The following is a 26,511-nucleotide window of genomic DNA, read 5'->3' as shown; positions in this document are numbered from 1 at the left end:
CGTTCGCCGCCGTCCCGGGCGCGGTGCCCACCCGGCCCGCGCGATGCGGGCGGGACGCGGGGTGCCGCGGCCGCGGCGGCCGATCCCCGGGATCGCGGCGGATCGCGCCGGGGGAGTCCCGGGGGTGCGGTCGCCACGCTACGCGGCTCGGCGCCGCCGCGCGCGGGGTTGCGGGGTGTTGCCGGGCGGTCGCCCGGATTCCGCCGCGGCGTGCCCCGGAAACGGGGACGGCGCCCCGGCCGAAGCCGGGGCGCCGTCTCGGGGCCCTGTCCGCCGCGAGGGACGCGGGCCGGGAGGCGCGGGCGCTAGGCGCGGGCGGCCTCGATGGACTCGCGGGCCGCGGCGACGACGGACTCCGTCGTCATGCCGAACTCCTCGAAGAGCTTCTGGTACGGCGCGGAGGCGCCGAAGTGCTCGATGGAGACGGCGCGGCCGGCGTCGCCGATGTGGCGGTGCCACGGCATCGCGATGCCCGCCTCGACGGACACGCGGGCGCGGACGGAGGCCGGGAGAACGGACTCGCGGTAGGAGGCGTCCTGCTTCTCGAACCAGTCGAGGCACGGCACGGACACGACGCGGGCGTTCACGCCGTCCTCCGCGAGGACGTCGGCGGCCTCGACGGCCATCTGGACCTCGGAGCCGGTGGCCATGAGGATGACGTCCGGCTCGCCGTCGGCGTCGCGCAGGACGTAGGCGCCGCGGCGCACGCCCTCGGCGGCCAGCTCCTTCGTGCCCTCGAGCACAGGGACGTTCTGGCGGGTGAGCGCCAGGGCCTTCGGGCCCTCCGGGCCGTCGATGGCGGCGGCCCAGGCGGCGGCGGTCTCGTTGGCGTCGGCCGGGCGGAACGTCGTCATGCCCGGGATGGCGCGCAGGGAGGCCAGCTGCTCGATCGGCTGGTGCGTCGGGCCGTCCTCGCCGAGGCCGATGGAGTCGTGCGTCCAGACGTAGATGGGGGAGATGTCCATCAGGGACGCGAGTCGCACGGCCGGGCGCATGTAGTCGGAGAAGATGAGGAACGTGCCGCCGTAGGGGCGGGTGCCGCCGTGCAGGGCGATGCCGTTGAGGATGGAGCCCATGGCGTGCTCGCGGATGCCGAAGTGCAGGTTGCGGCCGTAGGGGGAGGTGGACCACGTGTCGGTGGTGATCTCCTCCGGGCCGAAGGACTTCTCGCCCTTGATCACGGTGTTGTTGGAGCCGGCGAGGTCGGCGGAGCCGCCCCACAGCTCCGGCAGGGTGGCGCCGAGGGCCTGCAGCGTGGCCTCGGAGGCCTTGCGGGTCGCGACGCCCTTGGCGTCGGCGTCCCACTGCGGCAGGTCGGCGTCCCATCCCTCCGGCAGGGTGCGCGCCTCGAGGCGGTCGAACAGCTTGCGGCCCTCCGGGTTGCGGTCGGACCACTCGTCGAAGGACTTCTGCCACTCGGCGCGGGCCTCCTTGGCGCGCTGGCCGAGGGAGCGGGTGTGGGCGATGACGTCGTCGTCGACCTGGAAGGTGCGCTCCGGGTCGAAGCCGAGCTCCTCCTTGATGAGGCGCACCTCCTCGTCGCCCAGCGCGGCGCCGTGGGAGGCGCCGGTGTTCATGGCGTTGGGCGCCGGGTAGGCGATGACGGAGCGGACGCGGATGAAGGTCGGGCGGTTGACGTCCGCCTTGGCCTCCTCGACGGCGGCCTCGAGGGCGGCGACGTCCTCGCCGCCGTCCACCTCGATGACCTGCCAGCCGTAGGCGCGGTAGCGGGCCGCGACGTCCTCGGTGAAGGCGATGGTGGTGTCGTCCTCGATGGAGATGCCGTTGTCGTCCCAGAAGACGATGAGGTTGCCCAGCTGCTGGGTGCCCGCGAGCGAGCCGGCCTCGGCGGTGACGCCCTCCTGGATGTCGCCGTCGGAGGCGATGACGTAGACGAAGTGGTCGAACGGGGACTCGCCGGCCGGGGCCTCCGGGTCCAGCAGGCCGCGCTCGCGGCGGGCCGCCATCGCCATGCCGGCGGCGGTGGCCAGGCCCTGGCCCAGCGGGCCGGTGGTGATCTCGACGCCGGCGGTGTGGCCGTACTCCGGGTGGCCCGGGGTCAGGGAACCCCAGGTGCGCAGCGCCTTCAGATCGTCCAGCTCGAGGCCGAAGCCGGCGAAGTACAGCTGGATGTACTGGGTGAGGGAGGAGTGGCCGCAGGACAGGACGAAGCGGTCGCGGCCCGCCCAGCGCGAGTCGGCCGGATCGTGGCGCATGACGCGCTGGTACAGCGTGTACGCCAGGGGCGCGAGGCTCATCGCGGTGCCCGGGTGGCCCGACCCGCACTTCTGCACGGCGTCGGCCGCCAGCACGCGGGCGGTGTCGACCGCGCGGGTGTCCAGGTCGGTCCAGTCGTCGGGGTACTTGCGCTCGACTCGCGCCTGCAGCTCCGGGGAGAGGGTCACGTTCGTCGTCCTCCTGAGTTCGTTGTCGACGTGTGCGGCGGATGGCCGGCGGCGGCGCGGCGCGCCTCCCGCGGGATCCGTCCCGTGGCCCTCAGTGTAGGGTGCCGTCCGGCGTTCATGGGGCGTCCCGGCCCGGCAAGTTGCCGCAACAGCGCCCACCGCCCGCGGCCGGCCGCACGGGAACCCCGCCGGAGCCCCCTCGCGTCGCCGCGGGACGCCGCCGTCGCCGCACGCACGACCCCCGGGCGCCGCCCCGGAGGCCCTCCGGGCGCCCGCCGCGGGGGCGGGGGCGCGCCCGCGGCACGGTGGCCGTCGTCACGCGGAGAATCCCCCGGGGTATCGGCGGGGCGGTGCACGGTCCTGAGTGCGCAACGGCTACCATTCGAACCCGGGCCTGTTCCCGCGCGCACGCCGCCGCGGGAACCTCCGCCCCGCCGCGTCCGACTACTCGGACGATGCCCACGATTACAGGAGGACCGTTGCTGGACACCGTCAAGGCGTACGTCGCGCTGACGAAGCCCCGCGTGATCGAGCTGCTCCTCGTCGCGGCGATCCCCGCCATGCTGCAGGCGGATCGCGGCCACGTCGACGTGCCGCTCATCCTGGGCACGCTCGTCGGCGGCTGGATGGGCGCCGCGGCGGCGAACACGTTCAACATGGTCGTCGACTCGGACATCGACAAGGTCATGCGCCGCACCGCGAAGCGGCCGCTGGCGAAGCAGTCGGTGAGCAACCGGGCGGCCCTCATCTTCGGCGTGGTGCTGATGGTGGCCAGCTTCCTGTGGCTGTGGCTGCTGTGCGGCTCGCTGCTGGCGGGCATCTTCATCCTGATGACCATCGCGTTCTACGTCTTCGTGTACACGATGTGGCTGAAGCGGCGGACGGACCAGAACGTCGTCTGGGGCGGCGCGGCCGGCTGCATGCCGGTCCTCGTCGGCTGGGCGGCCATCACCGACAACTCCGCCACCGTCGACGGCTGGACGCACTGGTGGCAGGCGATCGTCCTGTTCATGGTGATCTTCTTCTGGACGCCGCCGCACACGTGGGCGCTCGGCCTGCGCTACCGCGAGGACTACGAGGCCGCGGGCGTGCCGATGATGCCGGTGGTGAAGTCCCCGCCGGAGGTGACCATCCGCATCATCTGGTACACCGTCGCGACCGTGGTGACGACGCTGCTGCTCATCCCCGCGACCGGCCTCATCTACCTGGTCGTCGCGCTGGTGGCGGGCATCTGGTTCATCGTCGCGTCGGTGCAGCTGCACCGCGGCGTCCTCGCAGGCGCCGAGATCAAGCCGATGAAGCTGTTCCTGCTGTCGAACAACTACCTGGCGCTGGTGTGCGTCGGCCTGTCGCTCGACGCGGTGCTCGGCCTGCTGACGCTGACGCAGCTGCTGTCCTAGCCGCGCGGCGCCGCACGCGCGACGGAGGGCCCCGGGGAACCGTCCCCGGGGCCCTCCGTCGTGTGCGGGTGGATGTGCGTGACGACGGCACCCCGCGTCAGGGCAGCAGGACCGAAGCGCCGGTCGTGCGGCGCGCCTCCAGGTCCTCGTGGGCGCGGCGGGCGTCCGCCAGCGGGTACGTCGCGCCGGTGCGCACGTCGAGCTCCCCGCGGGCGATGCGCTCCAGCACGTCGCCGGCGCGCTCCCGCAGCTCCTCGTCGGAGGCGATGAAGTGCCGCAGGTGCGGGCGCGTGAGCATGAGCGAGCCGTGCTTGTTGAGCTCCTGCGGGTCGAACGGCTCGACCGCGCCGGAGGCGGCGCCGAAGAGGACGACGAGGCCGCGGACGCGGGCGGAGGCCAGGGAGCCCGCGAAGGTGGCGCGGCCCACGCCGTCGAAGACGACGTCGGCGCCCCGGCCGCCGGTCAGGTCGCGGACCTCGTCCGGCACGTCGTCGCCGTAGCGCAGCACGTGGGCGGCGCCGGCGGCGCGGGAGAGCTCCGCCTTCTCCTCCGTCGACGTCAGGGTGATGGGCGTCGCGCCGAGCGCCCGGGCGTACTGGGTGAGCAGCAGGCCGACGCCGCCGGCGCCGGCGGTGATGAGGCACGTGTCGCCCTCGCCGAGGCGGGCCACGGACGTGGCCAGGAAGTGGGCCGTGCAGCCCTGCAGCATCGCGGAGGCGGCGGTCTCCGGGGAGACCCCGTCCGGCACGGGCACGACGCGGCCGGCGGGCAGGACGGTGAACTCCGCGTAGGAGGCGTCGTCGTCGCACCAGGCGACGCGGTCGCCGGGGGAGACGCCGTCGACGCCCTCGCCGACCTCCTCGACGACGCCCGCGCCCTCGCCGCCCGGGATGAACGGCAGATCGCGCGGGTAGATGCCCTCGCGCTGGTACACGTCGGTGTAGTTGATGCCCGCGGCCTCCACGCGCACGAGCACCTCGCCCGCGCCCGGCCGCGGGTCCGGCAGGTCGCCGACGTGCTCCAGGACGTCGGCGCCGCCGAACCGGCTGACTCTGATTCCTCGCATGGGCCCACGATACGGGCGACGCCCCGGCGATGCCGGGGCGTCGGGGGAAGCCGCCGGGGATCCGGCGGCGGGCCGGGGCGGGAACCGCGCCGGCCGTGGCGGGCTAGACCTTCGCGGCACGCTCCGAATCGCCGGCCGGGGAGCCCGTGGCGGTGGCGGCGCCGCCGAGGCGTCGGCGGCCCATCTGGAAGACGATGGCGGTCAGCGCGACGACGACGGAGGACCCGGCGACGTGGAAGGGAACCAGCACCTCCGGCACGCCCGTCCAGTACTGCGTCATGCCGATCGCGGCCTGCGCGACGATCGCGACGATGAGCCACCAGGCGCGGGTGACGACGGCCTTGTCCGCGCGGAACGCCAGCAGGCCGAACACCAGGCCGATGGTGAGGCCGAGGTACAGGTACATGAAGCCGGCGTGGACGTGGCTCAGCTCGATGATGGGCAGCTGCAGACGGTCCTCCGGCAGGACGTCGGCGTCGCCGGCGTGCGGGCCCGCGCCGGTGACCATGGTGCCGGTGATGAGCGTCAGCGCCATCGCGATGGCGGCGCCGGCGCCGAGGCCGCGCAGCATCGGCGGGTAGGTGTTCGTGACGTGGCCGTCGTCCGGCTCCTGCACCTTCACGTACAGCAGGCCGGCGAGCCACACCAGGATCATCGACGGGAGGAAGTGCAGCGCCACGACGTACCACTTCAGGTCGACGAGGACGGAGATGCCGCCGATGACCGCCTGCAGGATGATGCCGATGCCGTTGGCGAAGGTCAGCCAGATGATCGCCTTGCGCCGGCCGGCGCGCAGCACGGCCAGGAACGTCGCGAGGGTGACGGCGATGAGCACGAACGTCAGCAGGCGGTTGCCGAACTCCACCGCCTGGTGCAGCGCGCTGGCGGCGCCGGGGACGGGCACGAAGCTGCCGGGGTGGCACTGGGGCCAGGTGTCGCAGCCGAGGCCGGAGCCCGTCACGCGGACGATGGATCCGGTCACCGTGATGCCCGCCTGCGCGATGAGCACGAGCAGCGACAGCAGCTTCTGGCGCGCGATGGACGGCAGGGGCAGGAACTGGAGGGGAAGCGCCCGATCCGTGAGGCTGGGTGCGGGCGTCTCGGTGGAGCGTGTCACCCCTCCGATGCTACTCCCTCCGGGTGCCCCCGCCCGCATCGGCCATGCGGCCCGCGGGGGTGATTCCGGGCGCATCCGGGGGCAGGCGGACACGAACCGGAGGCGGCGCGGGAGGCCCCGTGCCCGGATCGCGGACGCCCCGCCGGGGCCGGCGGGGCGTGCGGTGCGAGCGGGGCGGCCGGCGTCAGTCGTCGGTCGACTCGAAGCGGAAGTACCGGACCGCGACCCAGGCCCCGATGACGGCCCAGACGAGCAGCACGATGTAGCAGAACCAGGCGACCCGGCCCTCGAACACGCCCATGATCGCCTCCGTCAGGGCCACCGACGGGATGACGGACAGGGCCGTGACGGCCGCGTCGGACAGCTCCGGGCCCACGGCGACGAGCGCCGCCGCGCCGAGCAGCACGAACCAGATGAGGTTGGCCAGCGCGAGGATGAGCTCCGCGGACAGGGTGCCGCCCATGAGCAGGCCCAGCACGGTGAAGACGACGGTGCCCAGCAGCATGATGCCGAACGCGGCGACGAAGGCCGCGACCGGGGCGCGCATGCCCAGCGCCAGCGCCACCACGGTGAACAGCACGTACTGCAGCGCGGAGACGCACAGCACCGCCGTCGTCTTGCCGGCGATGATCGCCCACTTCGGCAGGCCCGAGGCGCCGATCCGCTTCAGCGCCCCGTAACGGCGGTCGAAGCCGACGGCGATGGCCTGCCCGGTGAACCCGGCGCTCATCGCGGCGACGGCCAGCGTGAACGGGTAGACGGATCGGATCGGGTCCTCGGCGTCGAGCACCGGCACGAGCGTGAAGCCCACCAGCAGCGCCAGCGGGATGAAGACCGACAGCAGCAGCTGCTCGCCGTGGCGGAGGATGAGCGTCGCCTCCATCCGCGTCTGGGCGAGGAGGATGCGGGCGATGGAGTTGCGGCCCGGGGCCGGGGTGAAGGTGCCCGCGGGGAAGCGGGAGGCGGTGTCGGCCACGGTCAGCTCCTCATCTCTCGGCCGGTGATGTCCAGGAACACGTCCTCCAGGCTGCGGTGCGCGACGCGGAGCTCTGTGATGAGCGTCCGCTCCGCGGCGCACCAGGCGGCCAGGCGCGCGATGTCGTCCGGTTCGCCGGCGCCCGTGACGCGGTAGTGCTCCGGCGCGGTCTCCGTCACCGTGACGCCGGGGCCGAGCTCCCGGGCGAGACGGGCGGCGTCCACCGGGGTCTCCGTCGACAGGTCGACGCCGCGGGAGGTCTCCAGGCCCGTCAGCTCGCTCGGCGTGCCGGCGGCGACGGCGCGGCCCCGGTCGATGATGAGGACGTCGTCGGCCAGCGCCTCCGCCTCGTCCATGAAGTGCGTGGTGAGCACCACCGTCGCGCCGTCGCGGCGCAGCGAGGACACCAAATCCCACACGGCGATGCGGGACTGCGCGTCCAGGCCGGCGGTCGGCTCGTCGAGGAACACCAGCTCCGGGCGGCCCACCAGCGCGCACGCCAGGGACAGCCGCTGCTGCTGGCCGCCCGACAGCCGCTTGTAGCTGGTCCGGCGGTGCCGCGACAGGCCGACGACGCCGAGTAGCCAGTCCGCGTCCATCGGATTCGCGGCGTAGGAGGCGACCAGGTCGAGCATCTCGCCCACGCGGATGCCCGGGTAGGCGCCGCCGCCCTGCAGCATGATGCCGATGCGCCGCCGAAGCCGGGCGGCGTCGCGCCAGGGGTTCATCCCCAGCACCTCGACGGAGCCCTCGTCCGGCCGGACGAAGCCCTCGCACATCTCGATGGTCGTCGTCTTGCCGGCGCCGTTCGGCCCGAGCAGCGCCAGGACGCGGCCCCGGCGCAGCTCGAGATCGAGCCCGTCGACGGCGGCGACGCCGCCGTATCGTTTCGTCGCGCCGGTCAGGCGCAGGGCCGGGCTCGTGTCGGTGGTCACGATGGGACAGTCTAGGCGACGACCGTTCTGCATCGCGGGAACCCCCTCCGGGCATCGTCGCGGAAACCGGGGCGGCGGGCGTCGTCACGCGGATCCGCGGGCGGCCGCGGACCCCACGGCGCACGCGGCGCGGGGGAGGCGATCCGCGGCGGGCGCGGGCGGCGTTGGGCGGGCGCACCGGGGACGGCGGTCAGCGGATGCGGAACACGCCGCGGCGGGCACCGACGGCCAGGATGATCGCCATGCACGCGACGAACGCCACCAGCGCACCGACGTAGACCTGCACCACGGTCAGCGGCGGCAGCCCGAGCCCGCGGGGCAGCACGAAGAAGCTGAACAGCGCGGAGTACGCCACCACGGCGACGCGGAACGCGCCCCGGTTCGCCCACGCCGACAGCGGCACCAGCGCCCACAGGAGGTACCAGGGGTGCACCACCGGGAAGACGACGACGGTGACGAACATCGCCAGGCCGTAGCCGCCCAGCGGATGGATGCGGCCGCGGAACGTCGCCCACAGCATGCGCAGCATCCACGCGCCGGCCAGCGCCAGGCCCAGGGCGTGGGTCAGGGAAATCGCCGAATCCGACACGTCGCCGATGCCCAGCAGCATGCCGAAGGCGCCGGAGAGCATGCCCAGCAGCGTCGTCAGGCTCATCCAGCTGCGCACCGACGTCGCTCCGCCCTGCGACGTCACCCAGCCGAGGCCCAGCCCCGTCGCCACGGAGAAGCCCACCGCGACGACCGCCGCGACGGCGGCGCAGATCACGGCGGCGCGGACCACCGACCACAGCGACGGGCCCCAGCGGCGCGCCAGCGCCATGCCGACGAAGCCCAGGCCGACGAAGCCGGTGACCTTCACCAGCCCGGCCATGGCGATGAACCCGCAGCCGAGCGCGAACAGCGCCCAGCCGCGGGCGCCGAGCACCGGGGCGCCCGGTTCCGCCCGCTCCACCGCCGGATCCGCGCCGTGCGGACCGGCCGGGCCGTGCAGCGCCCGCAGGCACGTCTCGATGCCCAGCAGCAGGAAGGCCACGAGGATCGACTCGTTGTGGATGCCGCCGACCAGGTGCAGCAGCGTCAGGGGGTTGAGGATGCCGAGCCACAGCGCGTACTGCGGCGCGACGCCGCACCGCTGCGACAGCTTCACCAGCGCCCACGCCGCGACGAACAGCGCGGCCACGGAGACGACGCGGTGCAGCAGCACGGAGACGACGATGTGATCGCCCGTCGCCGCGGAGATCGCCCACGCCACCGACAGCGCGACGGGGCCGTACGGGCTGGGGGAGTGCGACCAGATGACCGGCACCGACCGCGCCAGCGGATCGCGGGCGCCCAGCAGGTCGACGGGGCCCGCGACGTACGGGTCCATGCCCCTGTCGACGATCGCGCCCTGCGCCAGATACGAGTAGATGTCCTGCGTGAACAGCGGGGCCGTCACCATCATCGGCAGCACCCAGCCCGCGAACGTCCGCGCCAGCATGCCCGTGTCGACGGCGGTCACGCGCGTGCGCGACCCCGCGTACACGAACGCCCCGACGCCGAGCCACGCCAGCACCAGCATGCCCATGCCGGTCAGCGCCACGATCGTCGTCGACTGCAGCATGCGGCCGAGGATCACGCCGAGGCCCGCGCCCCAGAGGTCGTTGCCGACGACGGGCGTCGCGCCCGCGCCGAGCCCGCCCACCATGATGAGGATGGACCCCAGCGTGCCCAGCCACCGCACCGCCGTGAAGCGGCGCAGCTCCCGGTGATCGACGCGGTACGCCAGCGGCACGTCCGAGGCCTGGTGCAGCGCCGCGGACCGCGAGCCGGCGAGGCAGGCCTTCGGCAGGGCGTCGCGCAGCCAGCGGGGGCTGAACGTCCCGGGGGTCGATTCGGTCACCGCACCAGACTAGCCGCCGCGCCCGCGCGTCCGGCCCGGGAGACCTCCCGCGCGTCCGGGCCGGCGGGGCGCGGGTGCGCGGCTCGGGTGCGGGGGAGTTGCGGGGAGGTGTGCGCGGTTGCGTTGCGACGTCCGCGGGCAGGGCGCCCGGCCGACGCCCGGAACGCGCACGTTCGGACGCCCGACTCGCCCGGACATGGCCACCTGGACATGCGGGCCGATATACGCAACACTTGTGTTGTCTAAAACCGGCGCGGCCGGCGGGCCGTCGTGCCCGCGAACGGCGCCGGCACGGACGACACGGCACACGCCCGGGCCGGGGATCACCCGCCGGCCCGGGGACCACGGACGCGACGCGAGGAGGTGACCAGCGGCCATGACCGGACGCACCAAGGGCGCCGACGGCGACACCCGCCGGCGGATCCTCCTGGCGCTGCTGGAGCGCAATCCCGCCAGCGCCTCGGAGGTCGCCTCCGACCTCGGGCTCTCGTCGGCCGCGGTGCGCCGCCACCTCGACATCCTCCTGGAGGAGGGCCTCGCCGAGGAGGCGCCGCCGCACGGCCGCCGCACCCGGGGACGGGGACGCCCCGCCCGCAGCTACCGCCTCACCGACGCGGGCAGGTCCCGCTTCGGCCACGGCTACGACGACCTTGCGGCGGAGGCCCTGGAGGCCCTCCGCGACGCGGGCGGCGACGCCGCGGTGGAGGCGTTCGCGCGGCGCCGCGCCGACCGGATCCTCGACGGCGTGGGGGCCGTCGGGGAGGACGGCGACCTGGACTCGGTCATCGGGGAGGTCGTCGAGGCGTTCCGGCGCCACGGGTACGCCGCCACCGTCAACGCGACGGACGGCAACCTGCAGATCTGCCACCACCACTGCCCGATCAGCCACGTGGCGGAGGACTTCCCCGAACTGTGCGTCGCCGAGCACCGCGCGGTGGGCACCCTGCTGGGCCAGCACACCCAGCGGCTCGCTACCATCGCCGACGGCAACGGCGTGTGCACGACGAACATCCCCCTCACGCCGGTCCGCCGTCCGGCGCACCCCGCCCCGGGAATCCGCCCGGGGGCCACCAGCCCGACCACGGCACCAGAAGAAAGGAGCGGACAATGACCCTCGCCCAGGACGATTCCGCGAAGGTGTCCAAGCCGCAGACCGATGAGGAGATCATCGAGTCCATCGGCGCCTACCAGTACGGTTGGCACGACTCCGACGTCGCCGGCGCGTCCGCGCAGCGCGGCCTGTCGGAGGCCGTCGTGCGCGACATCTCCGCCAAGAAGAACGAGCCGGAGTGGATGCTCGAGACGCGCCTGAAGGCGCTCGGCATCTTCGACAAGAAGCCGCTGCCCACGTGGGGCGCGGACCTGTCCGGCATCGACTTCGACAACATCAAGTACTTCGTCCGCTCCACCGAGGAGCAGGCCCAGACCTGGGACGACCTGCCCGAGGACATCAAGGAGACCTACGACCGCCTCGGCATCCCCGAGGCGGAGAAGCAGCGCCTCGTCGCCGGCGTCGCCGCGCAGTACGAGTCCGAGGTCGTCTACCACCAGATCCGCGAGGACCTGGAGAAGCAGGGCGTCATCTTCCTGGACACCGACACGGCGCTCAAGGAGCACCCGGAGCTGTTCAAGGAGTACTTCGGCACGGTCATCCCGGCCGGCGACAACAAGTTCTCCGCCCTGAACACCGCCGTCTGGTCGGGCGGCTCCTTCATCTACGTCCCGCCGGGCGTCCACGTCGACATCCCGCTGCAGGCCTACTTCCGCATCAACACGGAGAACATGGGCCAGTTCGAGCGCACCCTCATCATCGTCGACGAGGACGCGTACGTGCACTACGTCGAGGGCTGCACCGCCCCGATCTACAAGTCGGACTCCCTGCACTCCGCGGTCGTCGAGATCATCGTGAAGAAGGGCGGCCGCTGCCGCTACACGACCATCCAGAACTGGTCGAACAACGTCTACAACCTGGTCACCAAGCGCACGAAGTGCGAGGAGGGCGCGACCATGGAGTGGATCGACGGCAACATCGGCTCCAAGGTCACCATGAAGTACCCGGCCGTCTGGATGACCGGCTCGCACGCGCGCGGCGAGGTCCTGTCCGTCGCCTTCGCCGGCGAGGACCAGTTCCAGGACACCGGCGCGAAGATGGTCCACATGGCGCCGCACACGTCGTCGAACATCGTGTCCAAGTCCGTGGCCCGCAACGGCGGCCGCGCCGCCTACCGCGGCCTGGTCCAGATCAACAAGGGCGCCAAGCACTCGTCGTCGTCCGTCGAGTGCGACGCGCTGCTCGTCGACACGATCTCGCGCTCGGACACGTACCCGTACGTCGACGTCCGCGAGGACGACGTCACGCTCGGCCACGAGGCGACGGTCTCGAAGGTCTCCGACGACCAGCTCTTCTACCTGATGGCCCGCGGCATCGAGGAGGACGAGGCCATGGCCATGGTCGTCCGCGGCTTCGTCGAGCCCATCGCCAAGGAGCTGCCGATGGAGTACGCCCTCGAGCTCAACCGCCTCATTGAACTGCAGATGGAAGGGTCGGTCGGTTAACCCCATGACCACTGTGAACGAGAACGACACCACCGCGGCCGCCACGGGCCAGGACGCCCACAAGGCCCGCGTCCTGGCGAACAAGGGCGACGTCTTCGCGTCCTTCGACGTCAACGACTTCACCGTCCCGAAGGGCCGCGACGAGGAGTGGCGCTTCGTGCCCCTGCGCCGCCTCCGCGGCCTGCACGACGGCACCGCCGGCGACCCGGTCCACGCCGAGGTCACGGTCGACGGCGCCGGCGAGGGCGTCGAGGTCTCCCGCGTCGCCCGCGGCTCCGAGCTGCTCGGCCGCGCGGGCGCCCCGACGGACCGCGTCGCCGCGCAGGCCTTCAGCTCCTTCGACGAGGCCGTCGTCATCACCGTCGCGAAGAACCACCGGGCGGCCGAGCCGATCACCGTGACGGTCGACGGCCCGGGCGAGGATGCCGTCGCCTACGGCCACCTGGTCATCGACGTCCGCGACAACGCCGAGGCCGTCGTCGTGGTCGACTACCGCGGCTCCGGCACCTACGCCGACAACGTCGAGTTCCTCGTCGCCGACGGCGCCCGCCTGGCCACCGTCGTCATGGCGAACTGGGCGGAGGACGCGGTGCACCTGTCCGCGCACCACGCGACCATGGGCCGCGACGCCACCCTGCGCCACACCGTGGCCACCTTCGGCGGCGACGTCGTCCGCGTCATCCCGCGCCTGAAGTTCACCGCCCCCGGCGGCGACGCGGAGATGCTCGGCGTCTACTTCGCCGACGACGGCCAGTTCTTCGAGCAGCGGCTGCTGGTCGACCACGCCGTCCCGAACTGCCGCTCCAACGTCATGTACAAGGGCGCGCTGCAGGGCGACCCGGCGTCGAAGAAGCCCGACGCCCGCACCGCATGGGTCGGCGACGTGCTCATCCGCGCCGAGGCGGAGGGCACCGACACCTACGAGCTGAACCGCAACCTGGTGCTCACCGAGGGCGCCCGCGCGGACGCCGTCCCGAACCTCGAGATCGAGACCGGGCAGATCGCCGGCGCCGGCCACGCCGCCACCGTCGGCCGCTTCGACGACGACCAGCTGTTCTACCTCCAGGCCCGCGGCATCCCCGAGGACGTCGCCCGCCGCCTGGTCGTCCGCGGCTTCTTCGGCGAGGTCATCAACCGCATCCCGGTCGAATCCGCCCGGGACCGGCTGGCCGAGCTCGTCGACGCCGAGCTGGACACCGTCTCCCTCTGACCCACGACATCACCCAGGCCGGGCCGCGCGCGACGGGCGCCGCGGGAAGGCCCGCGGCCGGCGCGAGGCGCCGGGGCGGCACCGGCCACCACGACAGACACCACGAAGGACGGCCCACCGACATGAGCACCCTCGAAATCAAGAACCTGCACGCCAGCGTCCTCCCCACGGAGGAGGGCGGCGAGTCCAAGCCCATCCTCAAGGGCGTGGACCTGACCATCAACTCCGGCGAGACCCACGCCGTCATGGGCCCGAACGGCTCCGGCAAGTCCACGCTGGCCTACACCATCGCCGGCCACCCCCGCTACGAGGTGACCGACGGCGAGATCCTCCTGGACGGCGAGAACGTCCTGGAGATGGAGGTCGACGAGCGCGCCCGCGCCGGCCTGTTCCTGGCCATGCAGTACCCGGTGGAGGTCACCGGCGTCTCCATGTCCAACTTCCTCCGCTCCGCCGCCACCGCCGTGCGCGGCGAGGCCCCGAAGCTGCGCCACTGGGTCAAGGAGGTGCGCGAGGCGATGAAGGACCTGGAGATCGACCCGTCGTTCTCCGAGCGCTCCGTCAACGAGGGCTTCTCCGGCGGCGAGAAGAAGCGCCACGAGATCCTCCAGCTGGACCTGCTCAAGCCCAAGTTCGCCATCCTGGACGAGACGGACTCCGGCCTGGACGTCGACGCCCTGCGCGTCGTCTCCGACGGCATCAACCGCTACCAGGAGGAGAACGACGGCGGCATCCTCATCATCACCCACTACCAGCGCATCCTGAACTACGTGAAGCCCGACTTCGTCCACGTGTTCAGCGACGGCCGCTTCATCGAGTCCGGCGGCCCGGAGCTGGCCCTGGAGCTGGAGGAGCACGGCTACGAGCGGTTCCTCAATGCTTGATCCCGCGCTGCGCGAGGATTTCCCGATCCTCTCCCGCACCGTGCGCGACGGGCGGCGCCTGGTCTACCTGGACTCCGGCGCCACCTCGCAGCGGCCCCGCCAGGTGCTCGACGCCGAGCGGCGCTTCCTGGAGACCTGCAACGCGCCCGTCCATCGCGGCGCGTACGAGATCGCCGAGGAGGCCACGGACGCCTACGAGGGCGCCCGCGAGGCCATCGCCCGCTTCATCGGCGCGGAGGACCACGAGCTGGCGTTCACGAAGAACGCCACGGAGGCCCTCAACCTCGTCGCCTACGTGCTGGGCGACGAGCGCGCCGGCGACCTGCGGGTCGGGGAGGGCGACGAGATCGTCGTCACGGAGCTGGAGCACCACGCCAACCTCGTGCCGTGGCAGGAGCTGGCGCGGCGCACCGGCGCGACGCTGCGCTGGTACGCGGCGACGGAGGACGGCCGCATCGACCTCGACTCCCTGGAGCTGACCGACAAGGTCAAGGTCGTGGCCTTCACCCACCAGTCGAACGTCACGGGCTCCATCTCGGACGTGCCGGAGCTCGTCCGCCGCGCGAAGGCCGTCGGCGCCCTCACCGTGCTCGACGCCTGCCAGTCGGTGCCGCACATGCCGGTCGACGTGTCGGACCTCGGCGTGGACTTCCTCGCCTTCTCCGGCCACAAGATGCTCGGCCCCAACGGCGTCGGCGCCCTGTGGGGCCGCGCGGAGCTGCTCGACCAGCTGCCGCCGTTCCTCACCGGCGGCTCCATGATCGAGGTCGTCGCCATGGACGGCTCCACCTACGCGGCCCCGCCGCAGCGGTTCGAGGCCGGCACCATGATGACCAGCCAGGTCGTCGGGCTCGGCGCCGCCGTGGAGTACCTGGAGCGCGTCGGCATGGCCAACGTCGCGGAGCACGAGAACGAGCTGACCCGCGCGGCGCTGTCCGCGCTGCAGGAGATCGACGGGCTGCGCATCGTCGGCCCGCGCGAGGCCGTCGCCCGCGGCTCCGCCGTCTCCTTCGAGGTCGACGGGGTCCACCCGCACGACCTGGGCCAGGTCCTCGACGACCGCGGCGTCTGCATCCGCGTCGGCCACCACTGCGCCTGGCCGGCGCACCGCGCGCTGGGGGTCCAGTCCACCGCCCGCGCGTCGTTCTACCTGTACAACACCCTCGACGAGGTCGGCGCTCTGGCCGACGCGATCCGCGACGCGAAGGAATTCTTCGGCGCGTGACGCGTTGAACGGGGCGAGGACACGCCGAGGCACGAGGAAGCACCCATGAAACTCGAGTCGATGTACCAGGAAGTCATCCTGGACCACTACAAGCACCCGCAGCACAGCGGGCTGCGCGACCCGCACGACTGCGAGGTCCACCACGTCAACCCCTCCTGCGGCGACGAGCTGACCCTGCGCGTGCTGCTGTCGGAGGACGGGACGACGGTCGAGGACGTCAGCTACGACGCCGTCGGCTGCTCGATCTCCCAGGCGTCGACGTCGGTGATGGCCGAGGAGATCGTCGGCCGACCGCTCGAGGAGGCGATGGAGAAGCTCGCCGAGTTCGAGCGGATGATCACCTCCCGCGGCAAGGTCGAGGGCGACGAGGACCTCATCGGCGACGGCATCGCCTTCCAGGGCGTGTCCAAGTACCCCGCCCGCGTCAAGTGCGCGCTGCTGGGCTGGAAGGCGTTCCAGGCCGCGGCCGCCGAGGCGCTGGAGACCAAGGCGAAGTAGGGCTCCGCGCCCGCGACGACCCAAGCGCCGCCCGCACGCGGGACCGGCGCGGAAAGGAAGACAATGGCCGACGACGCCACCGGCGCGAACCTCTCCGACGAGGAGGCCCGCGCCGCCGAGGCCGCCCAGGAGCAGGCCGCCCAGTACAACCCGGGCCTCGAGTCCGGCGGCTCCCTGACGGTGCCGCCGCGGCCGGAGCAGACCCCGGAGGACGACCAGCTGGCGCTGAAGATCGAGGACGCGATGTTCGACGTCGTCGACCCCGAGATCGGCATCAACGTCGTCGACCTGGGCCTGGTCTACGACATCTGGGTGGAGGACGGCAGCACCGCCGTCATCCACATGACGCTGACGACGCCGGCGTGCCCGCTGACGGACATGCTGACCGCCCAGACCGAGTCCCTGGTGATGGACGTCGACGGCGTCGAGGACTTCCGCATCAACTGGGTCTGGTCCCCGCCGTGGGGCCCGCAGATGATCACCGAGGACGGCCGCGACCAGATGCGCGCCCTCGGCTTCTCCGTCTAGGCCACGCCCCGGACGGACCGCGCACGCCGGCGCCGCACCCCGCAGCCACGGGGTGCGGCGCCGGCGCCGTCGTGCGCGGGCCTCGCACGGGTCGCCCGCGTCCCCGGTGCGCGCGTTTGCGTGACGACGGGACCCTCCCGCGGCCGGGGCGTCCGGCGCGGCCGCGGGAGGGTCCCGTCGTCACGCGCGGCCGCGGGGACGCGGAGACGGCGACGGCGCCCGCGGCGCGCAGGTGCTGCGCGCGGCGGGCGCCGTCGTCAAGGGGAGGGGGAGGCTACGCGACGGGGCGCCGCTCCAGATCCCCGCGCGTGAGATCGGCCTTCGCCGGGTCGACGCGCTTCTCGCCCGTCACCAGCTTGTGGCCCGCCCACAGCGCCAGGAACACCGGGATGCCCGCGTACGGCACCAGCAGGGCGAAGGTGTCCTCGCCCGTCTTCCATGGCTCGTACGCCTGGCCGATGACCACCAGGAAGCACATCACCAGCGCCACGACCGCGCCCAGCGGGAAGAACGGCGACACGTACGGCAGCGACGACAGAGGCCGGCCCTGCGCCTTCAGCGCCTTCCGGAAGCGGTAGTGGCTCCACGAGATGCCCATCCACGTGATGAAGCCCGCCAGCGCCGACAGCGTCAGCAGGAACGTGTACGCCGCGCCGTCGCCGACGATCGACGTGATGAAGCCCGCCATGCCGACGCACGTCGTCGCGACGAGCGCCCGCATCGGCACGTGGCGCTTGTCCAGCTTGCCGAAGAACCGCGGCGCCTGGCCCTGCCGCGCCAGCGAGAACAGCATGCGCGTCGACGCGAACAGGCCCGAATTGCCCGCCGACAGCACCGACGTCAGGATGACCGCGTTCATCAGGCCCGCCGCGATGGCGATGCCCGCCCGGTCGAACACCAGCGTGAACGGCGACACCGCGATGTTGTCCTCCGACGCGTTCAGCAGGCTCGGATCGGTGTAGGGGATGAGGAAGCCGACGACCGCGATGGCGCCGATGTAGAAGAGCATGATGCGCCAGAAGATGGTGCGGATGGCGCGCGGGATGGTGCGCTCCGGATCCTCCGCCTCGCCCGCGGCGACGCCCACCAGCTCCGTGCCCTGGAACGAGTAGCCCGCCGCGATGAATACCGCGAGGATGCCCAGGCCGCCGTTGACGAACGGGGCGTCGCCCGTCGTCCAGTTCTCGAAGCCCGGCGACTTCCCGCCCATGATGCCCGCGATCATGGCCACGCCGATGACGAGGAACACCACGACCGTGATGACCTTGATGGCCGCGAACCAGAACTCGCCCTCGCCGAACGCCCGGGCGCTCAGCGCGTTGATGCCGAAGATCAGCGCCAGGAACAGCGCCGACCACACGATCGACGGCACGTCCGGCAGCCAGTACTTCATCACCAGCGCCGCGGCGACGAGCTCCGCCGCCACCGTGATGGCCCAGTTGAACCAGTAGTTCCAGCCCATCGCGAAGCCGAACGACGGCGACACGAACCGCGTGCCGTACTCCTGGAACGAACCCGCCACCGGCAGATACGCGGCCATCTCGCCCAGCGACTGCATCACCAGGTACACCATCACGCCGATGAGCGCGTACGCCAGCAGCGCACCGCCCGGGCCGGCGTTCGAGATCGTCGCACCCGAGGCGACGAACAGGCCCGTGCCGATCGAGCCGCCGATGGCGATCATGTTCAGGTGCCGCGCCCTCAGGCTGCGGCGGAGCTGCCCCTTGTGCGGGGACTCGGGATGGGGCACGGAGGTCTCCTCTGGATTCGGTTCCGTGGCAGCCGGGGCCGCCCCTGGTCGGGGAGCGGCGGCTGCGCCGGGGATGCGCGGGCCGTGGCAGGTGGCCGACGTCCACGCGGTCTGCGCGGGGTGCCCGGCCCGGGGGCCGTGCGGGGGTGCGGCGGGGTGGGCCGCGTCGTGCGGCCTGGTCGGCCGCGGGGTGCAGCGTGGTGGCTGCGGGGTGCGCGGACGGGAGCCCGCGCGGGGGTGCAGTGTGGTGGCTGCGGGGTGCCGGCCCGGGGGCAGGCTGACGCGCCGCCGGTGGGCGATGCGCCGAGTTCCCGGGGAATCTTATGCCGTCGTAGGCATTTTTCGGGAGGTCACCCCCGGGTGTTGCCCGGTTCGGGGGAGGAGGCGGGGCGGAGACGGGTCCGGGACGCGCAGGGGACGGGCGGTCCCCGGTGGCCGGTCGGCGTGGCACCCGCCGTGGCACCGGGCTTTCCGGGTCCGGGCCGTCGGCGCGGCATCCGCCTGGCTGGGACGCGGTGCCTCACGGGGGTTAACCGGGTTTAGCGGCCCGAACGCGACGGAATCGGCGGCAAAAGCCCAGGAACCGGATCGCGTTTGGGCCGCTAAATCGCGTTAACAGCATTCGACGAGCGCCAGGTGACGGGGAGTCCCGGTCTGGAGGAGCCATGCGGACGATTTAGCCGGGTCCCGTCGACGGGGTCATGCCCGTCTCGACGGGGTTAACCGCGTTTAGCGGGATGAACGCGACAGAATCCGCCGCAAAACCCCAGGACGGAGATCGCGTTGATCCCGCTAAACCGCATTACCCCCGGCAGAGGGTGTCGGCGGCGCCTGAGGAGGATGGCGACGGCGCGTGCGGGGTAACGGACAACGGGGGAGGCACCGCTCTGGGGCAATCGTGCGTCTGGCCCGCTAAAGGGCGTCAACCCCCGGTGAAACCGTGCAGCACGCACGCGGCGGTGCCCATGCCGGCCCGGCGAGCCGGATCAGACGGGCAGGCGGCGCACGAAGCCGCGGAGCAGCAGGCCCAGCGTCCGCGGGCTCCGCAGCGCCAGCGGGACCGCCAGCGACACCATGACGCCCAGCGTCGCGAGCGGCGAGCCGCCCGTCAGATACGCCCGGATGAACGGCGCCGGCAGGCGGAAGAAGCAGCCGAAGAAGTCGCGCGTCGCGCGGGCGTCGAAGCGCAGCAGCACCGCCAGTCCCCGGCGCCGCAGCCACGCGAGGGGGCGGCCGCCGGGCGGGGAAGCGTCGTCACGCGACGCGACGCGGTCCAGCACCCGGTCGACGTCGGCGAGCACCGCCCCGACGGAGTAGCCCGTCGCCGGGTGCATCCATCCGCCGGCGGCGCCGAACGCGGCGAGCCCGGGGACGGCCGCACCCGACCACGGCACCAGCCGCGACAGGTCAAGGGACACGCCGCGACCGACCGGGATGCCGCGCAGGCGTTCGGCGAGCGGCGTGCGCGGCCGGTTCGAGGGCAGGTCCGCGGGGCCGACGGGGAAGCGGATGAGCTCCTCGCCGACGGCGGCACCCGGGTCGACGCCGAGCACGTCAAGCCGCGCGACCTGACGGCGGCGCAGGCCCGCGAAGAGGGCGTCGAGGTGCGCGCCGTCGCGGACGTGGACGACGAGGATGGTCTCTTCGATGAGCCAGCGGCCGTCGCCGAGCGGGAGCCGGTAGGAGAACGTCGCGGGGAAGCCGTCGGCGTTCTCGGCGGATGCGGGTGACGTTGCGGAGGCGGGGCCCGCGTCAGGGGCACCGGAGGCCGGGGCTGCGTCGGTGGCGTCGACGCCCGGGCCGGCCGACGCGGGCACCGTGAAGTCCATGAGCACCGGCCGGCGGTGGGCGGCGGGGACGTCGGCCTCCGCGAACACGTGCCCGACCGCCAGCTGCAGCACCGGCAGCGGGCGGTCCGTGGGCGAGGCGTCGACGAGGACGTCGGGGGAGGTCCACTCCTCGGGCAACTCGGCGGGGGCGGACGGCGAAGCCCCGCCGCCGTCCAGCAGGCTCACCGCCGGGCCGGCCCACCGCCGCGACCGCCCCGCGCCGTCCCACTCCACCGTCACCCCGGAGCCCGCCACGCCGCTCCCCTCGATAACGTCGAAGCCGCCGAGGCCCGCGAGGACGCCGGTGTCCAGCACCACGTACTCGTCCAGCACGCGCTCCCGCCCGTCGGCCGTCACCGCCAGCGGCCGGAACCGCGACACCACGGCCTCGGGCGGCAGCCAGGCCGGCAGCTGCCGCGCCCACGCCCCGACCGTCGACGGCATGGAGCCCGCCGCCCCCGCCGGGTCAACGGCCAGCACCCGCCAGCCCCTCGCCGCAGCGCGATGGGCCGCCGCCCGCCCCGCGGGGCCGAGGCCGAGGACGACGGCGCGGATGACGTCGTCACGCGACACCCCGGAACCCGCAGCAGACGCGGAACGAACACCGCCAACAGCGCCCCGCACCGCCCCCGCGACCCGCCGCGCCGCGCGCCCGATGACCCCTCGTGCAACCATGCACCCAGGCTAGCCGCGGAAACGGCGGCTGATAGACTGCCCCGCCGTGATTGTCACCAAGGATCTCGAGGTCCGCGTCGGCGCCCGCACCCTCCTGGACGCCCCGGGCGAGCACCTGCGCGTGCAGCCGGGCGACCGCATCGGCCTGGTCGGCCGCAACGGCGCGGGCAAGACCACGACCATGCGCATCCTCGCCGGCGAGGGCGAGCCGTACGGCGGCTCCGTCGTCCGCTCCGGCGACGTCGGCTACCTGCCGCAGGATTCGCGCGAGGGCAACATCGACCAGTCCGCGCGCGACCGCGTGCTGTCGGCGCGGGGGCTGGATCAGATGCGGCGGAGCATGGACCGCCAGCAGGAGATCATGGAGACGACGCTGGACGACGCCAAACGCGACGCCGCGATCCGCAAGTTCTCCCGCCTGGAGGAGCGCTACCACGACCTCGGCGGCTACGAGGCCGACGCGGAGGCGGCGCGCATCTGCGACGCCCTGGGCCTGCCCGCCCGCGTCCTCGACCAGCCGCTGAAGACGCTGTCGGGCGGCCAGCGCCGCCGCGTGGAGCTGGCGCAGATCCTCTTCGGCGCCACCGCCGGGTCCGGCAAGTCGGGGATGACGCTGCTTCTCGACGAGCCGACGAACCACCTGGACTCGGACTCCATCACGTGGCTGCGCGGGTTCCTCAAGGCCCACGACGGCGGCCTGGTGGTCATCTCCCACGACGTCGATCTGCTGGCGGCGGTGTGCAACAAGATCTGGTTCCTCGACGCCGTGCGCGGCGAGGCGGACGTCTACAACATGGGCTGGCGCAAGTACCTCGACGCCCGCGCGACCGACGAGGCGCGCCGCCGCCGCGAGCGCGCCAACGCGGAGAAGAAGGCGTCGGCGCTGAAGCAGCAGGCCGAGCGCCTCGGCGCGAAGGCGACGAAGGCGAAGGCCGCGAAGCAGATGGCCGCCCGCGCCGACCGGATGATGGGCGCCCTCGACGAGGTCCGCGTCGCCGACAAGGTCGCCCACATCTCCTTCCCGGAGCCCGCGAAGTGCGGCAAGACGCCGCTGAACGCGAAGGGCCTGACGAAGATGTACGGCTCGCTGGAGGTCTTCGCCGGCGTGGACCTGGCCATCGACCGCGGCTCCCGCGTCGTCGTGCTGGGCTTCAACGGCGCCGGCAAGACGACGCTGCTGAAGCTGCTGGCGGGGGTGGAGCGCACGGACGGCGAGGGCGGCATCGTGACGGGCCACGGCCTGAAGATCGGCTACTTCGCGCAGGAGCACGACACCATCGACCCGGACAAGTCGGTGTGGGTGAACACCATCGAGGCGTGCCCGGACGCCGACGAGCAGGATCTCCGCGGCCTGCTGGGCGCGTTCATGTTCAGCGGCGAGCAGCTGGATCAGCCGGCGGGGACGCTGTCGGGCGGCGAGAAGACGCGCCTGGCGCTGGCGGCGCTGGTGTCGTCGCGGGCGAACGTGCTGCTGCTCGACGAGCCGACGAACAACCTCGACCCGGTCTCCCGCGAGCAGGTCCTCGACGCGCTGCGGACCTACGAGGGCGCCGTCGTCCTGGTCACCCATGATCCGGGCGCGGTGAAGGCGCTGGAGCCGGAGCGGGTCATCGTGCTGCCGGACGGCACGGAGGATCTGTGGAGCGACGACTACATGGAGCTGGTCGAGCTGGCGTGATCCGCCGGTCGCGCGGGAGCGGTTCCCGCGCACCGTCTTTTGCTTAGCGACGGCCCCCGCGTGCGCGCGGGCGCCGTCGTCACGCGTCGTGCGGGTGATCGCGTGATGCGTGACGACGGCGACCCGCGCGGCTAGCGTGCCCCGTCCCCGGTGAGCTCGGCGAGCCGGCTGCGGAAGGCGCCGATGGTGCGCAGGCGGACGTCCTCGTAGCCGCGGACGCCGTCGGCGAGCCCGGCGATCTCGAGGGCGCGGGGCAGCCCCTCGGCGTCGAGGCCGTCGGCGGCGTCGAGCAGGGCCGCGCGGTACTCGGCGAGGACCTCCCGGTCGACGCGGCGGACGTGCGCGCGGCCGAAGACGTCGAGCGGCGTCCCGCGCAGGCCCTTCATGCGGGACAGCGCCCGCAGCGCCACGCGGCCGGCGCGGCCGACGGCCATCTTGCGGGTCATGCCCATCGCGCGCAGGAACGGCGGGTGGAGCATGGCCCGGACGTCGGCGCCGTCGCCGTGCTCGGCCGCGACCTGGTCCGCGAACGCGTCGTCGAGGGCGAGGCGGGCGACCTCGTACTCGTCCTTGACGGCGGTGAGCTTGTGCAGGCCGAAGCTCGCGGCGACGGTGAGCTCCGTGGAGCCGGGGGCGGCGGCGCGCTCGGCGGCGGCGATGCGCGCGATGTCGGTGAGGAAGCCGTCGGCGTCGCGGCGGGAGCCCCAGTCGGCGAGCTCCGCGGCGCGGAGGGCGACGTGGGCGACGACGTCGGGGTCGGGCACGCCCTCGGCGCGCGGGTCGAGGGCGTCGGCGGCGGCGTCGACGGCCCAGCGCGGCGGCTCGGGCGCCTCCGGGGCCGGGTCGAGGTCCTCGGTGAGGCACTCCAGGGCCACGGGGTCGGCGACGAGCTGACGGCCGCGGCGGAACGCCTGGGTGTTGGCGTCGACGGCGACGCCGTTGGCGGCGATCGCCTGCTCGACGGCCTCCGGGGTGACGGGCAGCGCGCCGGTCTGGACGGCGGCGCCAAGGAGCAGCATCGTCTGGTGGGCGCCGTCGCCGAAGAGGCGCAGCGACAGGCCGGCGGCGTCGAGGGTAACGGCGCGGGCGGCGGAGCGGCCGATGGCGCCGGCCAGCGCCACGCCGTCGGGACGGGTGGCGGCGACGTCGACGCACATCGCGCCGGTGGGGTTGTCGGTGGAGGAGACGACGGCGACGGTGCGCCCCGGGTCGATGACGGCGAGGTTGCCGGGCTCGGCGGTGGTGAGGCCGTCGCAGGCGATGAGGAGGTCGGCGCCGCCGGCCGGGACCGTGCCCGGCTCCTCCAGCGGGGCGGCGGCGATGCGGACGTCGGAGACGACCGAGCCGCCCTTCTGCGCCAGGCCCGTCATGTCGGTGCCGCGGACGTGGCCGCCGTCGAGCTGCGCGGCGGTGGCGAGCACCGCGGCGAGCGTGACGACGCCGGTGCCGCCGACGCCCGTGACCCGCACGCCGAAGGACCCGTCGCGCGGGGCCGGCGCCGGCGGGGCGGGCAGCGCCGCGGCGTCCAGCGGCGGGGCCGTGGGGCGGGCGGCGCGGGCGCCCTTCGGCGTCACCGTGACGAAGGCGGGGCAGTCGCCGGACAGGCACGAGCAGTCGACGTTGCACGTGGACTGGTCGATGCGGGTCTTGCGGCCGAACTCCGTGTCCACCGGCTGGACGGAGAGGCAGCCGGACTTCGCGCCGCAGTCGCCGCAGCCCTCGCAGATGCGCTCGTTGATGACGACGCGGGTCGCCGGCGTCTCCGCCTTCCCGCGCTTGCGGGCGCGCCGCTTCTCCGCGGCGCAGTGCTGGTCGTGCACCAGGACGGTGACGCCGGATTCGGCGGCGAGCTCCCGCTGGACGTCGGCGAGGTCGGCGCGGTCGCGGACCTCGGTGCCGCGCGGCAGGGCGCGGCGGGTGCGGGCGACGTCGTCGGTGGTGACGACGATGCGGGAGACGCCCTCGGCCCGCAGGATGTCCAGCATCCCGGCCAGCGGCTTCTGGCCGACGGGGTCCTGGCCGCCGGTCATGGCGACGGTGCCGTTGTGCAGCAGCTTCACGGTGCAGTCGACGCCCGCGGCCACCAGCGCCCGGATGGCCAGCGAGCCGGAGTGCAGGAAGGTGCCGTCGCCGAGGTTCTGCACGTAGTGGCGCTCCTCCACGAAGGGGCTCATGCCGACCCAGTGCAGGCCCTCGCCGCCCATCTGGGCGGTGCCGGTGACGTCGCCGACCCGGTCGGGGTCCATGAGCAGCACCATGGCGTGGCAGCCGATGCCGGCGCCGACGAGGGACTCGCCCGTCACGCGGATGGAGGCGTTGTGCGGGCAGCCGGAGCAGAAGTGCGGGGCGCGGGCCGCGACGGCCAGCGGCAGGCTGCGGGGCCCGCGGGGGCGGGTGCGGCCGGCGGGGCCGGCTGCGGCGGTCTCCCGCACGGGCACGCCCGCATCACGGCAGGCGCCGCGGATGACCGCGGCGACGTCGGCGGCGGTGACGGCGCCGGTGCGCGGCAGGCCGTCGGCGGGCCCGGCGAGGATGCGGGGCCGGTGCGGCGTGGCGTACAGGACGGCGCGCAGCGACTCCGACAGGAAGCTGCCGCGGTCCTCGGCGACGATGACGGCGTCGAGCCCGTCGGCGAACACCGCGACCTCGTCGGCGTCGAGCGGCCACGTGACGCCGAGTCGCAGGACGCGGACGCCGGCGGGGGAGCCGAGGTCGCGCAGCGCCTCCTCGACGGCCAGGGCGGGGGCTCCGGCGCAGACGACGCCGACGCGGTCGCCCGGGGCGGCGTGGAGCACGCGGTTGAGGCCGTGGTCGCGGATGTAGGCGCGGGCGCGGTCCATGCGGGGACCGACCCGGGAGGCCTCCAACACGTGCAGCGTCTGGCCGAGCAGGCGGGCGGTGGGGGCGTGGCGCTCCCCGTCCGGGGCGGCGGGGGCGGCGGGCAGGCCGGAGAGGTCGACGGTGGCGGAGCCGTCGGCGACGGCCGTCGTCACGCGCAGCGCCGTCCACAGGCCGGAGGCGCGGGACAGCCACGCGGCGTGCATGCCCAGGCGCAGCGCCTCGCCGGCGTCGGCGGGCACGAGCACGGGCAGGCCGAGGTCGGCGAGCAGGCCCTCGGAGTTCGACGGCACGGTCGACGACTTCGCCGCCGGGTCATCGCCGACGATGGCCACGGCGCCGCCGGTCGGGGAGGTGCCGGAGAGGTTCGCGTGGCGCAGGGCGTCCGCGGAGCGGTCGAGGCCCGGGGCCTTGCCGTACCAGTAGCCGACGACGCCGTCGACGCCGTCGCGCAGCGTGCCGGCCCCGCCGCCGCGGCCCGGGAACTGGGAGCCCGCGACGGCGGTGGCGCCCAGCTCCTCGTTGACGGCCGGGACGTGCCGGACGTCGTAGGGGGCCAGGATGGTGCGGCGGCGGGCGAGCTCCAGGTCGTAGCCGCCGAGCGGGGAGCCCTCGTAGCCGGAGACGAAGCTCGACGTCGCCAGGCCCGCGGCGCGGTCGGCGATGGCGCGATCGCGGATCATGCGCACCAGCGCCTGGATGCCGGTCAGGTGCACGGCGCCCTCGTCGGCGGTGTAGCGGCCGGTCAGGATCGCGGCGGCGTCCTCGGCGGACGGAGCCTGGGCGGTATCCGCGGCCCCCGCGGCGCGGAGGGCGCGGGCGGCGCCGTCCGGCGTCCCGGTGCGGGTCCGTCCGCGGCGCCCGCCGGGCTGCGGCGAGGGGGAGGAGGGCGGGTTGAGCATCGTGGTCATGGGTGGTCACCTCGACGGTCGCTGGTCCTGGTTCGGTGACGCGGACGTTAACCGTGACCCAGGTCACAGTCACGACCCGCCGGGGAAATCGGTGCCAGTTGGACAACCGGCACCGCCGCAGCCCCGTCCGCCTGTACCATTGGCCCAC

The 26,511-nt window shown here is 73.6% G+C and carries 18 protein-coding genes; 9 read left to right on the top strand and 9 right to left on the bottom strand.

Annotation, left to right across the window (positions count from 1 at the left end; translation table 11 throughout):
* Positions 1-305 precede the first annotated feature (305 nt).
* Positions 306-2,405 carry a transketolase gene (gene tkt, locus QQS41_RS00740; RefSeq protein ID WP_448850799.1) on the bottom strand — a complete coding sequence of 700 codons (2,100 nt, stop codon included), beginning with the start codon at positions 2,403-2,405 and terminating at the stop codon, positions 306-308.
* 455 nt (positions 2,406-2,860) lie between these two features.
* Here tkt and QQS41_RS00735 point away from each other — a divergent pair, with 455 nt between their 5' ends.
* Positions 2,861-3,805 carry a heme o synthase gene (locus QQS41_RS00735; protein WP_448850798.1) on the top strand — a complete coding sequence of 315 codons (945 nt, stop codon included), beginning with the start codon at positions 2,861-2,863 and terminating at the stop codon, positions 3,803-3,805.
* 97 nt (positions 3,806-3,902) lie between these two features.
* Here the strand turns inward: QQS41_RS00735 and QQS41_RS00730 are convergent, their stop codons facing one another.
* The 5 genes from QQS41_RS00730 to mptB form a co-directional block, all read right to left on the bottom strand.
* Complete coding sequence (locus tag QQS41_RS00730; RefSeq protein ID WP_448850797.1) at positions 3,903-4,871, bottom strand: quinone oxidoreductase family protein; 969 nt, start codon at positions 4,869-4,871, stop codon at positions 3,903-3,905.
* Positions 4,872-4,974: 103 nt separating this feature from the next.
* Complete coding sequence (locus QQS41_RS00725) at positions 4,975-5,988, bottom strand: COX15/CtaA family protein (RefSeq protein WP_448850796.1); 1,014 nt, start codon at positions 5,986-5,988, stop codon at positions 4,975-4,977.
* Between the two features lie 184 nt (positions 5,989-6,172).
* The gene (locus QQS41_RS00720) at positions 6,173-6,964 is read right to left on the bottom strand and encodes an ABC transporter permease (RefSeq protein WP_448850795.1); all 792 of its coding nucleotides are present in this window, start codon (positions 6,962-6,964) and stop codon (positions 6,173-6,175) included.
* 2 nt (positions 6,965-6,966) lie between these two features.
* Complete coding sequence (locus QQS41_RS00715) at positions 6,967-7,932, bottom strand: ABC transporter ATP-binding protein (protein ID WP_448850794.1); 966 nt, start codon at positions 7,930-7,932, stop codon at positions 6,967-6,969.
* Between the two features lie 157 nt (positions 7,933-8,089).
* Positions 8,090-9,781 carry a polyprenol phosphomannose-dependent alpha 1,6 mannosyltransferase MptB gene (gene mptB, locus QQS41_RS00710; RefSeq protein ID WP_448850793.1) on the bottom strand — a complete coding sequence of 564 codons (1,692 nt, stop codon included), beginning with the start codon at positions 9,779-9,781 and terminating at the stop codon, positions 8,090-8,092.
* A gap of 376 nt (positions 9,782-10,157) precedes the next feature.
* Between mptB and QQS41_RS00705 the strand changes: the two genes are divergently transcribed.
* From QQS41_RS00705 to QQS41_RS00675, 7 genes are all read left to right on the top strand, one after another.
* Positions 10,158-10,892, top strand: coding sequence for a helix-turn-helix transcriptional regulator (locus tag QQS41_RS00705; RefSeq protein WP_448850792.1), 735 nt, complete (start codon positions 10,158-10,160; stop codon positions 10,890-10,892).
* Entirely contained in the window at positions 10,889-12,337 is a 1,449-nt protein-coding gene (gene sufB, locus QQS41_RS00700) for a Fe-S cluster assembly protein SufB (protein WP_448850791.1), read from the top strand. The genes QQS41_RS00705 and sufB overlap by 4 nt, the downstream gene beginning before the upstream one ends.
* A gap of 4 nt (positions 12,338-12,341) precedes the next feature.
* Entirely contained in the window at positions 12,342-13,547 is a 1,206-nt protein-coding gene (sufD, locus tag QQS41_RS00695; protein WP_448850790.1) for a Fe-S cluster assembly protein SufD, read from the top strand.
* Positions 13,548-13,669: 122 nt separating this feature from the next.
* Positions 13,670-14,431 (top strand): Fe-S cluster assembly ATPase SufC, encoded by a 762-nt coding sequence (gene sufC, locus QQS41_RS00690; protein WP_448850789.1) that lies wholly within the window; start codon positions 13,670-13,672, stop codon positions 14,429-14,431.
* A complete protein-coding gene (locus QQS41_RS00685) occupies positions 14,424-15,656 on the top strand; it encodes a cysteine desulfurase (protein WP_448850788.1) in 1,233 nt (410 codons plus the stop codon). Before sufC ends, QQS41_RS00685 begins: the two co-directional genes overlap by 8 nt.
* A 45-nt stretch (positions 15,657-15,701) precedes the next feature.
* Positions 15,702-16,154, top strand: coding sequence for a Fe-S cluster assembly sulfur transfer protein SufU (gene sufU, locus QQS41_RS00680; protein ID WP_448850787.1), 453 nt, complete (start codon positions 15,702-15,704; stop codon positions 16,152-16,154).
* 63 nt (positions 16,155-16,217) lie between these two features.
* Positions 16,218-16,682, top strand: coding sequence for a metal-sulfur cluster assembly factor (locus QQS41_RS00675; protein WP_448850786.1), 465 nt, complete (start codon positions 16,218-16,220; stop codon positions 16,680-16,682).
* Between the two features lie 274 nt (positions 16,683-16,956).
* On the opposite strand, the gene QQS41_RS00670 is transcribed toward QQS41_RS00675, so the two are convergent.
* Both QQS41_RS00670 and QQS41_RS00665 read right to left on the bottom strand, forming a co-directional pair.
* Positions 16,957-18,366 carry an amino acid permease gene (locus tag QQS41_RS00670; protein ID WP_448851922.1) on the bottom strand — a complete coding sequence of 470 codons (1,410 nt, stop codon included), beginning with the start codon at positions 18,364-18,366 and terminating at the stop codon, positions 16,957-16,959.
* Positions 18,367-19,418: 1,052 nt separating this feature from the next.
* Positions 19,419-20,741, bottom strand: a complete 1,323-nt coding sequence (locus QQS41_RS00665) for a lycopene cyclase family protein (RefSeq protein ID WP_448850785.1) — start codon at positions 20,739-20,741, stop codon at positions 19,419-19,421.
* A 241-nt stretch (positions 20,742-20,982) separates the two neighbouring features.
* Between QQS41_RS00665 and QQS41_RS00660 the strand changes: the two genes are divergently transcribed.
* Positions 20,983-22,614, top strand: a complete 1,632-nt coding sequence (locus QQS41_RS00660) for an ABC-F family ATP-binding cassette domain-containing protein (RefSeq protein WP_448850784.1) — start codon at positions 20,983-20,985, stop codon at positions 22,612-22,614.
* Between the two features lie 131 nt (positions 22,615-22,745).
* Here the strand turns inward: QQS41_RS00660 and QQS41_RS00655 are convergent, their stop codons facing one another.
* Positions 22,746-26,363, bottom strand: coding sequence for an indolepyruvate ferredoxin oxidoreductase family protein (locus QQS41_RS00655; RefSeq protein WP_448850783.1), 3,618 nt, complete (start codon positions 26,361-26,363; stop codon positions 22,746-22,748).
* Positions 26,364-26,511: the final 148 nt, after the last annotated feature.

The organism is Corynebacterium sp. 335C (genome assembly GCF_053525695.1).
The sequence above is the reverse complement of the archived record's forward strand: the minus strand, read 5'-3'. Positions and strand labels throughout refer to the sequence as shown.

Excerpts from the sequence above, each read along its gene's own strand:
- QQS41_RS00735 (WP_448850798.1), top strand. The coding sequence starts at position 2,861 with ATGCCCACGATTACAGGAGGACCGTTGCTGGACACCGTCAAGGCGTAC.
- QQS41_RS00730 (WP_448850797.1), bottom strand. The coding sequence starts at position 4,871 with ATGCGAGGAATCAGAGTCAGCCGGTTCGGCGGCGCCGACGTCCTGGAG.
- QQS41_RS00715 (WP_448850794.1), bottom strand. The coding sequence starts at position 7,932 with ATGCAGAACGGTCGTCGCCTAGACTGTCCCATCGTGACCACCGACACG.
- QQS41_RS00705 (WP_448850792.1), top strand. The coding sequence starts at position 10,158 with ATGACCGGACGCACCAAGGGCGCCGACGGCGACACCCGCCGGCGGATC.
- sufB (WP_448850791.1), top strand. The coding sequence starts at position 10,889 with ATGACCCTCGCCCAGGACGATTCCGCGAAGGTGTCCAAGCCGCAGACC.
- sufD (WP_448850790.1), top strand. The coding sequence starts at position 12,342 with ATGACCACTGTGAACGAGAACGACACCACCGCGGCCGCCACGGGCCAG.
- sufC (WP_448850789.1), top strand. The coding sequence starts at position 13,670 with ATGAGCACCCTCGAAATCAAGAACCTGCACGCCAGCGTCCTCCCCACG.
- QQS41_RS00685 (WP_448850788.1), top strand. The coding sequence starts at position 14,424 with ATGCTTGATCCCGCGCTGCGCGAGGATTTCCCGATCCTCTCCCGCACC.
- sufU (WP_448850787.1), top strand. The coding sequence starts at position 15,702 with ATGAAACTCGAGTCGATGTACCAGGAAGTCATCCTGGACCACTACAAG.
- QQS41_RS00675 (WP_448850786.1), top strand. The coding sequence starts at position 16,218 with ATGGCCGACGACGCCACCGGCGCGAACCTCTCCGACGAGGAGGCCCGC.
- QQS41_RS00670 (WP_448851922.1), bottom strand. The coding sequence starts at position 18,366 with ATGATCGCCATCGGCGGCTCGATCGGCACGGGCCTGTTCGTCGCCTCG.
- QQS41_RS00655 (WP_448850783.1), bottom strand. The coding sequence starts at position 26,363 with ATGACCACGATGCTCAACCCGCCCTCCTCCCCCTCGCCGCAGCCCGGC.